Consider the following 13,813-nt stretch of genomic DNA (forward strand, 5'->3'; position numbering starts at 1 on the left):
AGAATAACGGGGAATCCTCTCGCTCATCATTCCCTGTTTGATTTTCAGTGATTATATTGCAAAAAAAACCAGCCTATCGGCTGGTTTTTTTATTGGCTTTCATTGGCAAACTCGACTTATTCGCCGATTTTCGCCCATGTATCACGCAGACCAACAGTACGGTTAAATACCAAGGCATCTGCTGATGAATCTTTGTTATCCGCGCAGAAGTAACCCATACGCTCAAACTGGTAAGCCTTTTCTGCTTCTGCTGATACCAATGCTGGCTCAACAAAACCGTTCAGCACAGTCAGTGATTCAGGGTTGATCACAGAAACGAAGTCTTCTGCCGCACCTGGGTTCGCCACGGTGAACAAACGATCGTACAGACGGATTTCAGCCGGGATGCCCTGCTCTGCAGATACCCAGTGGATCACGCCCTTCACTTTACGGCCGTCAGTTGGGTTTTGACCCAACGTTTCGTTATCGTAAGAACAGAAGATGGTTGTGATGTTGCCTTCCGCATCTTTCTCGATACGTTCTGCTTTAATCACGTAGGCGCCACGTAGACGCACTTCTTTACCCAGCACCAAGCGCTTGTACTTCTTGTTGCCTTCTTCACGGAAGTCTTCACGTTCGATGTACACTTCACGCGTAAACGGCACCTGACGCGCACCCATTTCAGGCTTGTTCGGGTGGTTCGCGATGGTCAGCATTTCTGCTTCACCGGTGAAGTTTTCAATCACGACTTTAACCGGATCAAGCACAGCCATTGCGCGTGGTGCGTTTTCGTTCAAATCATCACGAATACACGATTCTAGTGAGCTGATTTCAATGGTGTTGTCTTGCTTGGTCACACCAATACGCTTACAGAATTCACGCATAGATGCAGGGGTGAAACCACGACGACGCAAGCCAGAGATTGTAGGCATACGTGGATCGTCCCAACCAGATACCAATTTCTCAGTCACTAGTTGGTTAAGCTTACGCTTAGACATCACGGTGTATTCCAGGTTCAGACGGCTAAACTCGTACTGACGTGGCTGGCAATCAATGGTGATGTTTTCCAGTACCCAATCGTACAGACGACGGTTGTCCATGAACTCTAGCGTACAGATAGAGTGCGTAATGCCCTCTAGCGCATCAGAGATACAATGCGTGAAGTCGTACATTGGGTAAATGCACCACTTGTCGCCCGTCTGATGGTGACTAGCGAAACGAACACGGTAAAGCACAGGATCGCGCATTACCATGAATGGCGATGCCATATCAATTTTCGCACGAAGGCACATCTTGCCTTCTTCAATTTCACCGTTCTTCATTTTGTCGAACAGTGCAAGGTTCTCTTCTACGCTACGATCGCGGTAAGGGCTGTGCTTACCCGCTTCAGTTAGCGTACCGCGGTACTCGCGCATTTGCTCTGGACTTAGCTCATCAACGTACGCTAAGCCTTTATTAATTAATTCAATAGCAAACCCGTGCAGCTTATCGAAGTAGTTTGATGAATAGCAAATCTCACCGCTCCACTCGAAGCCCAACCAGTTAACATCGTTCTTAATAGACTCAACGTACTCGATGTCTTCTTTCTCAGGGTTTGTGTCGTCGAAACGTAAGTTACATTGACCCTGATAGTCCTGAGCAATACCGAAGTTCAAACAAATAGATTTCGCATGGCCGATATGCAGGTAGCCATTCGGCTCTGGCGGGAATCGGGTATGTACGCTGGTATGTTTGCCACTGGCTAAATCCGCATCAATGATTTGACGGATAAAGTTTGATGGACGAGCTTCAGATTCACTCATCTAGTTACACCTCGTGTGCTGACAGGATTTTTAAGTTCTCTATCATCCATAAATCGGGGGCACTACTCAACAAATAGTATGCATTGTTTGTCGATATGGATAAAAAAACCCCGCAAAATGCGGGGCTGGAAATTATCGGCCTGTAAGAATGGCCTTCTGGATCACTGACTCACCGACACTGACCCAAAAAATGGCCGCCGGTGACGAACTGACGGCATCTGCCACCAGTCCGCCTATACCGTCAATTACAGTGTGATCACGCGGCTGTAGCGCTGACCGTCCGCACTCACTGCACGCACTGACACCTTGCCAGAAACCGCAGGTTTGGCTTTCGCGTTATACGTTGACCAGTTGTTGCCACCGTTAGTTGAGTACTGTAGCGGCAGACCCGGCATACTCACGTTCATGTGCAATACGCCGTTTTTAATCTTCGCACCCGGTACCGGTACACGGTATTGGATACCCGCGGCATCCAATTTCGCCAACTCACGCTGACCCAATAGGTTCGCAAAGCGTGACCAGTCGTCGTGTAGCGCAACTTTGTTTACGTGGTTAGTCTCTTGTGAGAACTCCAGCCCTGGCTGGTAATCACGCTCCCACTCACCTTTGTGCCATGCACGCTCAGCAGCGGCCAGTACGCGAGGGAAAACCATGAACTCATACTGTTCGTCAGTACGTACGGTTTCACTCCATAGCTGTGCAGATAGACCGTAGAAGCCTTTACGTGGCGTTGCTTCACCCTTACTGGTGAAACCGTTACCGTCACGGTCAACAGAGGTTTCTGCGTTCTGAGGCAAGTTTTCTGGTGCAAAACCAAACATCTTACGTGTATCGGTCGCACGGGTTGCCCAGTAGTAACCGCGCTCTTCAGGATCCACTTCGTACGGCATGTCCATGTACACGTAATCTGGGTTAGAGATGATCATGTCATACCCTTTTGCAGCCCAGTCGTACGCGGATGCACCGCCGCCCCAGTACAAGGTATCCCAGAAGTTAACACGCACGTTGTCGGTCGCGAATGCTTGTGCATCTTTCGAGTACTTCAAGCCATCCTGCCATGCTTGGAAGTTTTCAATACCTTTGGCTGCCACCACTTTGCTGACTTTCTCAGCGAAGTAGCTTGGTAAGTGGCCGTAATCAGACACGACACCTTTAGCAATGGCTTTCTGACACATTGGAGACTGTGCAAATGGCTTGTCTTGCTTAGACAGATCCAGATCGCCTTTCCAGTCCACTTTGTCAGCGGCATTCACGTCTTGGAAGCCTGCGCCCAGTTTGATGTTTTTCGCTTCATCACCACCGAAGTGCCATGTGTTCAGCGGCATACCGACTGCACGGTGCATCGCAGCCACTTCAGAGATCACTTTGTCGACAAAGTTCAGCGACGAATCCATACATGGGTTGATGAAGCTACGCTTATCGTAGAACTGTACCGTGGTCACGTTCGAGGTATCTTGTGGATCCATCAGACGGTATTCATTAGCGGCAGCCAAGTCGCCCGCTTCTGCCAAACGCTTGTAACGCGCTTCCATCGCCACAACCGCGGCACGTGAGTGCGCAGGCATGTCGATTTCAGGGATCACTTCAATACCACGCGCTTTCGCGTATTTCAGGATATCCAAGTAATCTTGTGTGGTGTAGTAGCCTGAACCGAAGTTATCGCTCTCTGGGCCTGAACCTAGCTGAGGCAACAAACACGTAGTTTCAGACAGATCGTGACAACGCTTGCCACCGATATCCGTAAGCTCAGGCAAGCCCGGGATCTCGATACGCCAGCCTTCATCATCCGTCAGGTGGAAGTGGAATTTGTTCATCTTGTACGCGGCCATTTGGTCTAACGTACGAAGAATCGCCTCTTTTGAGTGGAAGTTACGGCCAACATCGACCATCACACCACGGTAGTCAAAGCGCGGAGCATCCACCACTTTTAGCGTAGGGATCGTCTTGTCTGCGCCCGTGCTTGCCAATGACATCAAAGACTGCAAACCATAGAACGCACCGTCAGCATCGTAACCCACGATCAACGTAGAACCGTCACGCACGTCTAGCTGGTAAGCACCTGATACTTTAGTTTCTTTGCTAAAGCGGCTTGGGTCTAAGATCACTTTTACCGGGTACTGACCGTTGGTCTTGATGCCCAATGTCGCCATACGGCTGACAGCAGCATCCAGCTTCTGAGCAGTCAGTGCTTTGTTTTCAATACGGATACCCTGTGCCAACGACACAGTGTTGCCCGTTAGTGTGGTGCTCAATGGCGTAGGGACAATCGTACCGGCCAACGTTTCTGATGCGATCAAATCCACATCGCTGTTTTTCTCAAAACGCGATTGGGCTGTCGCCAGAATGTTGTTATCCGTTGGGGTACGCTTCCAGTTATCGCCATCAATCGGATCCAAGTAAGCAGATGGATCTTCATGATCAAGGCTTTCTAGTGTTTTTGGTGTCGAGTCACCGGCAATCACATAGGCACGCGGCATAAAGTCATTTTCAAACAATGTCCAGTATTCACCGATATAAGGGATCACCACCTTTTCACCTGCCGCGAAGCCTTTAAACTTCTCAGTCGGTTCTAAGGTATGAAGGTCACCGGTAATGTGTGTGACTTTGAATTGATCATTCTGTACATCCAAAATCATACGAATACTGTGGAAGTAGATTTTCCAATCCGTGTTGTCAACCGCTGGACCGTTGTTTGTCAGCGTCAGATTAATCACATCACACGATGCCCATTCTGCTTGTAGCTGACGACATTCCAGGCCTTCATTGGCACCATGGTTGGTAATGACTTTGTAGTTCACGCCCAAGTTAGCCGCTAACGTATCAGCGACTTGCTGATCTGTCATCACGGATGGACTTGGCGCATTTGACGCACAGCCTGTTGCCACGAGGGCCACAACTGACGCCAATAAACTTAGCTTAAATGTTCTCACGAGTAACTCCTTTCCCGAATAACCCCAGCCAGCATCAAAGATCCGCACCGAGGCAAAATAAAAAAACAAATAATAAACAAAACAATAATCTGAAACTGCAGACACAACTTATCGCCCTTTGATTCAGGCAGCGCCTGAAAGGGGGATAGTGTTCCAGTAAGAGTGTTGTAGTAACAGATGATTGTTCAGTCGAGGGGATCATCGGCCTTCGCGAGGAAGGCCGATGTATTACGATTAATTATTTAGCGTGAAATAATTAAGGCAGTTTTACTGAAGATAGGTCTTCAGATGGAGACACTTTCTTCATCTCACCCGCTACGATTTCAGCCAGTGGGCCAAGAATCACCTGCAGGTTGTTCGAACCTAGTTTAACCACACCCATCGCACCCAGTGCTTTCAGTGTTTTCTCGTCAGCTAGGCTGCTGTCTTTCAGTGTTAGACGTAGACGTGTGATACATGCATCAATGTTTTCTAGGTTAGATACGCCACCCAGTGCTTTGATGTATTGCTTCGCTAGTTCGCCCGTTTCTTTTGAGCCTTTCACGTCGCTCACTGTTTCGTCTTCGTCTTCACGGCCAGGTGTCTTCAGATTGAACTTCACAATCACCGTACGGAAGATGGTGTAGTAAAGACCGAAGAATACAAGACCTTGAACAATCAGCATGTACCAGTTAACCGCTAGTGGGTTACGCGTAGATAGAACCATATCTACTAGACCTGCTGAGAAACCGAAACCTGCAATCCACTGCATGCTTGCTGCGATGTAAACAGATAGACCTGCTAGCGCGGCGTGAAGCACGTATAGGCCAGGTGCTAGGAACATGAATGAGAATTCTAGTGGCTCAGTTACACCCGTGAAGAATGATGCGAAGCCCGCTGCGATCATGATAGAAGCAACTTTCTCTTTGTTCTGAGGCTTAGCAGTGTGGTAGATAGCCAGTGCCGCACCTGGTAGACCGAACATCATGATTGGGAAGAAGCCCGCCTGGTACATACCTGTTACACCAACAGTTGCCGTACCTTCAGCGATAGACTTAGCGCCACCAAGGAAGTTAGGAATATCGTTAATGCCTGCCACATCGAACCAGAATACTGAGTTCAGTGCGTGGTGTAGACCCACAGGAATCAATAGACGGTTGAAGAATGCGTATAGACCCGCACCAAACTCGCCCATGCCCTGAATGCCTTCACCAAATGTCACTAGGCCGCCATAAACTGCAGGCCAGATGTACATCAGAACGAATGCAATGAAGATACCCGCGAAAGACATCATGATTGGTACTAGACGCTTACCAGAGAAGAATGACAACGCTTTGTGCAGCTCAACGGTTGAGAAACGGTTGTAAATTTCTGCTGCAACGATACCAACAAGGATACCTACAAACTGGTTATTAATTTTACCGAATGCAGCCGGAACAGCGCTAGCGTCGATGCCCTGAATTTGAGCAACCGCACCTGGTGCTAGCAACGTAGTAACGACCAAGAAGCCAACGAAACCAGAAAGTGCTGCTGCACCGTCTTTGTCTTTAGACATACCGTACGCAACACCTACCGCGAAGAGTACAGACATGTTATCGATGATTGCAGCACCGGCTTTGATCAAGAAGGCTGCCAGTGCGCTGTTCGCACCCCAACCTGTTGGGTCAACCCAGTAACCAATACCCATTAAGATAGCGGCTGCTGGTAGCGTTGCTACCGGCACCATCAGTGCTTTACCTACTTTTTGCATATATCCAAGAATGTTCACCCTATAGTTCCCCCTATGGTTTTCTTAGACGCGATGTTGAGTCACTTTTTTTAGTTACTCGATTAAGTTATTTGCAGTTTAAGAAATTAATTTCGCCCCGCAAATTAAAAGGTCATCATTTGTGATCTTTATCACCTGTAAGGGCAATAAACAGGCGAATTTGCTAGCTCGATCATAAAACTTATTTTATTATCCAAAACAAAGGCGATAACACGCTAAGATTTTCCCGTATTTTAACTTGGAATGAGGTGTCACCGTGAGACTAATCCCACTCAATGAAGCTAAAGATGTAGGTTTGTGGTCTGCTCGCTATATTGCTGATCGTATTAATAAATTCGAGCCATCTGCCGAGCGTCCGTTCGTGCTAGGCTTGCCAACCGGTGGCACTCCGCTAGCAACCTACAAGCGCCTAATCGAGCTTTATCAAGCAGGTGAAGTAAGTTTCAAACACGTTGTGACTTTTAACATGGATGAATATATTGGCATTCCTGCTGATCACCCAGAGTCATACCGCAGCTTCATGTACAACAACTTCTTCAATCACATTGATATTCAAGAAGAAAACATCAACCTTTTGAACGGTAATGCAGAAGATCACGCGATTGAATGCCAGCGTTACGAAGACAAAATTAAGTCTTTCGGTCGCATCAACCTGTTCATGGGTGGCGTGGGTAACGATGGTCACATCGCCTTTAACGAGCCTGCGTCTTCATTGGCGTCTCGTACACGTATCAAAACACTGACGGCTGACACGCGTATTGCTAACTCGCGTTTCTTCGACGGCGACATGAACCAAGTACCAAAGTACGCACTGACTATCGGTGTAGGTACATTGCTTGATTCTGAAGAGATCATGATCCTTGTAACAGGTCACAACAAAGCATTGGCACTAGAAGCAGCGGTAGAAGGTTCTGTGAACCACCTATGGACCGTTTCTGCGCTTCAGCTTCACCCTAAATCACTGATCGTATGTGATGAGCCTTCTACGCAAGAGCTAAAAGTGAAGACAGTGAAGTACTTCCAAGAGCTAGAAGCTAACAACATTTCGCACCTGTAACGAAGGATTGATCCATGTACGCACTGACCAATTGCCGTATTTTTACCGGTAGCGATGTGCTGAATAACTACGCCGTCATCATTGACGGCGTAAACATTCATGCCGTCTGCCCTGTGGCAGAGCTACCTGCCGACATTGAAACACGTGACCTTGACGGTGCCAATCTGGTACCGGGCTTCATTGACCTTCAGCTCAATGGCTGTGGTGGCGTGATGCTAAACGATGAAATCAATGCCGACACCATTCACACCATGCACCTGGCGAACCTGAAATCAGGCTGCACCAGCTTTCTACCTACGCTAATCACCTCTTCTGACGAAGACATGAAGGCGGCGATTGTCGCACAGCGTGAGTACCAAGCCAAATACCAAAACCAGTCACTGGGTCTGCACCTTGAAGGGCCTTACCTGAACGTGATGAAAAAAGGCATTCACTCGGTTGATCACATTCGTCGCTCTGATGACAACATGATCAACACCATCTGTGAAAACGCCGATGTCGTGACCAAAGTAACACTGGCACCTGAGCAAAACCCACATGCACATATCGAGCAGTTGGTTGATGCAGGTATCGTCGTGTCTGCGGGCCACACCAATGCGACCTACGTGGAAGCACGTGAAGGCTTTGCTGCCGGTATCACGTTTGCAACACACCTATTCAATGCGATGACACCAATTGCAGGGCGTGAGCCTGGCATGGTCGGTGCGATTTATGATACGCCAGAGGTTTACACTGGGGTTATCGCAGACGGTTTCCATGTCGATTACGCCAACATCCGTATCGCTCAGCGCATCAAGGGTGACAAACTTATTTTGGTTACCGATGCAACTGCACCTGCAGGAGCGGACATGGATCACTTTATTTTTGTCGGTAAGAAAGTATATTACCGTGATGGTAAGTGTGTGGATGAAAATGGCACACTTGGTGGTTCGGCACTCACGATGATTGAAGCAGTTCAAAACAGTGTCGAACATGCAGGTATCGCCCTGGACGAAGCGATTCGTATGGCAACCCTTTATCCTGCTCGCGCGATTGGCGTGGACAAGACATTGGGGGCTATCAAAAAAGGCATGGTCGCTAACCTGGCTATTTTTGATCGTGACTACCATGTTCGGGCGACTGTTGTTAACGGCGAATACGAGCAAAATTAACTATGACTGGCGGACAAATTGGTAATGTAGATCTGGTAAAGCAGCTGAACAGTGCAGCGGTTTACCGGCTCATCGACTTGCAAGGCCCTATCTCACGTATTCAGGTTGCTGATGTGAGTCAGCTTGCGCCTGCAAGCGTTACTAAAATTACCCGCCAATTGCTTGAGCGCGGCCTGATCAAAGAGGTCGCGCAGCAAGCATCTACCGGTGGTCGACGTGCGATCTCTCTGACCACAGAGTCGACCCCGTTCCATTCGATAGCGATCCGCTTAGGACGTAACTACATCGAAATCACGCTCTATGATTTGAGCGGCAAATTCATCGCAGGCAGTGCCCATCCTTTCAGCTATACCAGTCAGCAAATGTTAGTGGATGGTCTGCTTGAGCATATTCGCCAATTTATTAGCGAAAACCAAACCGCAATACGCGAACTCGTCGCCTTTGGTATCACCCTGCCCGGCTTGATCGATCCTGAAAAAGGGGTGGTCGAATACATGCCGACCATTGATGTCGATAACTTGCCACTGGCGGATATCATCACCGATAAATACGGCGTGGCCTGTTTTGTCGGCAACGACGTGCGCGGCCTTGCGCTGGCGGAACACTACTTTGGTGCCAGCCGCGATTGCAAAGACTCCATTTTGGTCAGCGTGCACAACGGTACCGGTGCCGGCATCATTGTGAACGGTCAGGTCTTCCTTGGCTTTAACCGCAATGTCGGTGAGATTGGCCACATCCAAATTGATCCCCTCGGTGACAAATGCCAGTGCGGTAACTTCGGCTGCCTTGAAACCGTTGCGGCTGATCCTGCGATTATTCGTCATATTCAAGATCTGCTCGATCAAGGCTACCCAAGCAGCCTGCAAGATCTCGAATCGCTGACCATGCCCGCCATTTGTGACGCGGCCAACCACGGTGACGAACTGGCCAGCCAAGCCCTGATCAAAGTCGGCAATCAGCTCGGCAAAGCCTTGGCCATGACGATCAATTTATTCAACCCGCAAAAAATTGTCATCGCCGGCAATATTACCCATGCCAAAGACGTGATTTTCCCAGCCATTCGCCGCTGTGTGGAAACCCAATCACTTTCCACGTTTAATAAAGATTTGCCGATTGTGGTGTCAGAGCTGTATACCCAGCCGACCATCGGTGCCTTTTCGATGATTAAACGTGCCATGCTCAACGGCGTCCTGCTGCAGCGTCTCTTAGAAGACTGATCGCAAGAAGGCCGAGCGCAGCGATCATTTACGTTACGCTAAGTCACTCAATTTGTAACAAATTCAAGGGGCATGTTCCAGACAGGAACATGCCCCTTATGCTATATTCCTGCCTCAATGCGCAGAGGTCCCCCCTCTTCACTCAGTAAAAGGATGTTAGCCAGCAATGGAACTTGTCTATATCATCGCCGCATTTTTGGCCGGCTTTATTGCCCTTCGCTGCAAGCTCCCCCCGTTAGTGGGCTTTTTAGTGGCGGGCTTTGCCCTCAATACCGCCGGTTATCAATCCACAGAAACCTTAACGACCCTGGCTGATCTCGGCGTCACCCTGCTGCTGTTTTCCATCGGCCTAAAATTGGATATCCGCACCTTATTGGCCAAAGAGATCTGGGGCGGAGCGACGTTACACAATGTCTTAACCACCGGTCTGTTCACCTTGGTGTTACTGGTACTCAAGCAATTGGGTATCGGCATGATGGCCGATCTCGATCTCAGCCAATTAGCCTTGATGGGCTTTGCCCTGTCGTTTTCCAGTACCGTATTTGCCATTAAAGCACTGCAGGAAAAAGGGGAATTAAACGCCACCTACGGCACCCTGGCGATTGGGATCTTGGTGATGCAAGATATCTTTGCCGTGCTCTTCCTGACCATCTCCACCGGTAAAGTGCCTGAAGTGACCGCTCTGGCGTTGTTTGCCCTTCCCCTGTTGCGCCCTTCTTTGTTCCGCATTCTTGATCGCGCAGGCCACGGTGAAATGTTGGTGTTGTACGGTATTTTCTTGGCATTGGTCGCAGGCTCGGGCTTGTTTGAAGCTGTCGGGATGAAAGCAGACTTGGGCGCACTGATCGTCGGTATGATGCTCGCCGGTCACCCAAAAACCTCAGAAATGTCAAAATCACTCTTTAATTTGAAAGAGTTACTGCTGGTCTGCTTTTTCCTTAATATCGGCCTGTCAGAAGAGCCGACCTTCGACGGCTTATTCATGGCGCTCATTTTGCTGGTGCTGCTGCCGCTTAAAGGCATTCTCTATTACGTCATCTTCAACTTGTTCCGCTACCGCGTGCGTACGTCGCTGCTCGGCACGCTGACACTGTTTAACTACAGTGAGTTTGGGTTGATCGTCGGTGGCCTCGCCTACAACATGGGCTACCTACCCGGTAATTTCTTGGTCGCCATCGCGATTGCCGTGTCGCTCTCTTTCCTGATCGCCGCCCCACTCAACAGCCTCGGCCATCGCTTGTATAAAGACGCCGCCAAATGGCTGAAAGAATTTGAGCCCGACCGCCTTAACGCCAACGATCGCCTGATTGACTTAGGTGACAAGAAAATTTTGATTTTAGGCATGGGGCGTATCGGCAGCGGCGCTTACGATGAACTGGTCAGCCGCTACGGTGAGCAAGTGATCGGCATTGAAACCCGCGAAGACTCCGTCGCTTTACACCGCGAACAAGGCCGCACAGTGATCCACGGCGATGCCACCGACCCCGACTTTTGGGCGCGCGTGATCTCAAAGCACAACACGCAGCTCATCTTGTTAGCCATGCCCCACAGCCAAGCCAACAGCTTCGCTCTTGAGCAAATCCGTGAACGCAACTACAAAGGGCAGATCGCGGCCATTGCTAAGTATGATGATGATGAAGAAGCCTTATATGCGCTGGGCGTGGATGCGGCTTTTAATATTTACCATGAGGCCGGTAGCGGGTTTGCGCGCCATGTGTGTGATCACCTCACCCCTCCCATCGACCCTATCTAACGGGCGCTAAACGCTCTAACAGACATGCGCTTTATTTCTTTTCGCACTAACGGCAGCTTCGGCTGCCGTTTGTTTTTCTGTGCAAAAAACCGACCTAACATAGAAAATATTTATTAAAACCAGCAAAAACCGAACAAAATTCATCATTAGACCTTTTTGTGTATTGATTAGAGATTAAAGGTTGCATTTCATTGTTGAATACGCAATTTTAACAAACAGGAAAGCGAAACCGGTGTTGTGGCCAAGTTCTATCTGCTTCGAACCTTTTTTAGCCACGCACTCTCGCGCCTGTTTGTGGAAAGTCATAATCATAATGTTGGGGTAGAAAGTATGTGTTCAGTATTTGGCATCTTAGACATCAAAGGTGATGCAACCGCCTTGCGCACCACCGCGCTGGAAATGTCGAAAAAAATGCGCCACCGAGGCCCAGATTGGTCCGGTATTTATTCGTCAGACAAAGCGATTTTGGTGCATGAGCGCCTTGCGATTGTCGATCTGAACAGTGGTGAACAACCATTGTATAACGCCGATAAAAGCCACGTACTGGCCGTCAATGGTGAGATCTACAATCACAAAGAACTCCGTGCTGAATTTGCGCCAGACTACCCGTTCCAGACGGAATCAGACTGTGAAATCATTCTCGCGCTGTATAAAGAAAAAGGCCCTGAACTGCTGGATTACCTCAACGGGATCTTTGGTTTTATTCTGTATGACGAGCAAGAAGATGCGTACCTGATCGGCCGTGACCACATTGGTATCATCCCGCTATACCACGGCTACGATGAGCACGGTAACTACTACGTGGCCTCAGAAATGAAAGCCTTGGTACCCGTGTGTAAAAGCATCAGCGAATTCCCTCCAGGTCAATACTTGTGGAGCAAAGTCGGTGAGCCCGTACGTTATTACAAACGTGACTGGATGGAATTTGATACGGTTGCTGACGCACAAACGGACAAAGTCGCACTGACCGATGCGTTAGAAAGTGCGGTAAAACGCCAACTGATGACCGACGTACCTTATGGTGTCTTACTGTCAGGTGGCCTAGATTCTTCCGTTATTTCTGCTATTACGAAAAAATTCGCCGCACGCCGCATTGAAGACGATGAACAGTCACAAGCATGGTGGCCGACCCTGCACTCCTTCGCCGTGGGCTTAGAAGGCGCGCCGGATCTGAAAGCCGCAAAAAAAGTGGCCGATCATATCGGTACCGTACACCATGAACTGACCTACACCGTGCAAGAAGGGCTGGACGCCATCCGTGATGTGATTTACCACATCGAAACCTATGACGTGACCACCATTCGTGCTTCTACGCCAATGTATTTGATGTCACGTAAGATCCGCGCCATGGGGATCAAAATGGTTCTTTCCGGTGAGGGTGCCGATGAAGTCTTTGGGGGCTACTTGTACTTCCACAAAGCGCCAAACGCCAGAGAGTTCCATGAAGAAACCGTGCGTAAGCTACTGGCACTGAACATGTTTGACTGTGCCCGTGCCAACAAATCCATGGCGGCATGGGGCATTGAAGCGCGTGTGCCGTTCTTGGACAAAGAATTCCTCGAAGTGGCCATGCGCCTGAACCCTGAAGACAAGATGTGCGGCAACGGCAAGATGGAGAAACACATTCTGCGTGAATGTTTCGGTCATTACCTGCCTGAATCTGTGGCATGGCGCCAAAAAGAGCAATTCTCTGATGGCGTCGGGTATAGCTGGATTGATTCTCTCAAAGAAGTCGCCGAAGCTAACGTCTCTGAGCAACAACTGGAAACGGCCAAGTTCCGCTTCCCATACAACACCCCAACAACAAAAGAAGCGTACGTTTACCGCGAAATCTTTGAGGAATTATTCCCGCTGGAAGACGCCGCGAAATGTGTACCAGGGGGGCCTTCCATTGCCTGCTCCAGCGCCAAAGCCATTGAGTGGGATGAGAGCTTCAAAAACTGTGCAGATCCATCAGGCCGTGCGGTTGCAGCAGTGCACAATGAAGCATACGGTGCGGGCAAATAACATGGCCTCGAGAGCTAACTGACTGAATTTACGACTGTCATAACGACGTGTAGAAAGCACTCTGGCAAACAGAGGCAACAATAAAAAGTACAGAAAGTACAAACAACAACATCACTAACGACAAACAGCGAGGCCGATAGGCGCTCGCTGTTTTTTTTACTGCCATTTCA

The 13,813-nt window shown here is 49.1% G+C and carries 8 protein-coding genes; 5 read left to right on the forward strand and 3 right to left on the reverse strand.

Features of this window, described 5'->3' with window-relative positions; all coding sequences use genetic code 11:
- Positions 1–116: 116 nt before the first annotated feature.
- From glnS to nagE, 3 genes are all read right to left on the reverse strand, one after another.
- Positions 117–1,781 carry a glutamine--tRNA ligase gene (gene glnS / locus ACSF8W_RS10345; protein ID WP_500847249.1) on the reverse strand — a complete coding sequence of 555 codons (1,665 nt, stop codon included), beginning with the start codon at positions 1,779–1,781 and terminating at the stop codon, positions 117–119.
- A 245-nt stretch (positions 1,782–2,026) separates the two neighbouring features.
- Complete coding sequence (locus ACSF8W_RS10350) at positions 2,027–4,711, reverse strand: beta-N-acetylhexosaminidase (RefSeq protein WP_500847250.1); 2,685 nt, start codon at positions 4,709–4,711, stop codon at positions 2,027–2,029.
- Between the two features lie 256 nt (positions 4,712–4,967).
- Entirely contained in the window at positions 4,968–6,458 is a 1,491-nt protein-coding gene (nagE, locus tag ACSF8W_RS10355; protein ID WP_500847251.1) for an N-acetylglucosamine-specific PTS transporter subunit IIBC, read from the reverse strand.
- A 256-nt stretch (positions 6,459–6,714) separates the two neighbouring features.
- On the opposite strand from nagE, the gene nagB reads away from it, so the two are divergent.
- From nagB to asnB, 5 genes are all read left to right on the forward strand, one after another.
- A complete protein-coding gene (gene nagB / locus ACSF8W_RS10360) occupies positions 6,715–7,515 on the forward strand; it encodes a glucosamine-6-phosphate deaminase (RefSeq protein ID WP_500847252.1) in 801 nt (266 codons plus the stop codon).
- Between the two features lie 14 nt (positions 7,516–7,529).
- The gene (gene nagA, locus ACSF8W_RS10365) at positions 7,530–8,666 is read left to right on the forward strand and encodes an N-acetylglucosamine-6-phosphate deacetylase (protein WP_500847253.1); all 1,137 of its coding nucleotides are present in this window, start codon (positions 7,530–7,532) and stop codon (positions 8,664–8,666) included.
- A 2-nt stretch (positions 8,667–8,668) separates the two neighbouring features.
- Complete coding sequence (nagC, locus tag ACSF8W_RS10370) at positions 8,669–9,883, forward strand: DNA-binding transcriptional regulator NagC (RefSeq protein WP_500847254.1); 1,215 nt, start codon at positions 8,669–8,671, stop codon at positions 9,881–9,883.
- A gap of 166 nt (positions 9,884–10,049) precedes the next feature.
- Complete coding sequence (locus tag ACSF8W_RS10375) at positions 10,050–11,636, forward strand: cation:proton antiporter domain-containing protein (protein ID WP_500847255.1); 1,587 nt, start codon at positions 10,050–10,052, stop codon at positions 11,634–11,636.
- A gap of 330 nt (positions 11,637–11,966) precedes the next feature.
- Positions 11,967–13,643 (forward strand): asparagine synthase B, encoded by a 1,677-nt coding sequence (gene asnB / locus ACSF8W_RS10380; protein ID WP_500847256.1) that lies wholly within the window; start codon positions 11,967–11,969, stop codon positions 13,641–13,643.
- The last annotated feature ends 170 nt before the right edge of the window (positions 13,644–13,813 follow it).

It is taken from the genome of Photobacterium sp. 270122K, assembly GCF_059941365.1.

Coding starts and splice junctions, on each gene's coding strand:
- glnS (WP_500847249.1), bottom strand. CDS start 1,781: ATGAGTGAATCTGAAGCTCGTCCATCAAACTTTATCCGTCAAATCATT.
- asnB (WP_500847256.1), top strand. CDS start 11,967: ATGTGTTCAGTATTTGGCATCTTAGACATCAAAGGTGATGCAACCGCC.
- nagC (WP_500847254.1), top strand. CDS start 8,669: ATGACTGGCGGACAAATTGGTAATGTAGATCTGGTAAAGCAGCTGAAC.
- ACSF8W_RS10375 (WP_500847255.1), top strand. CDS start 10,050: ATGGAACTTGTCTATATCATCGCCGCATTTTTGGCCGGCTTTATTGCC.
- nagA (WP_500847253.1), top strand. CDS start 7,530: ATGTACGCACTGACCAATTGCCGTATTTTTACCGGTAGCGATGTGCTG.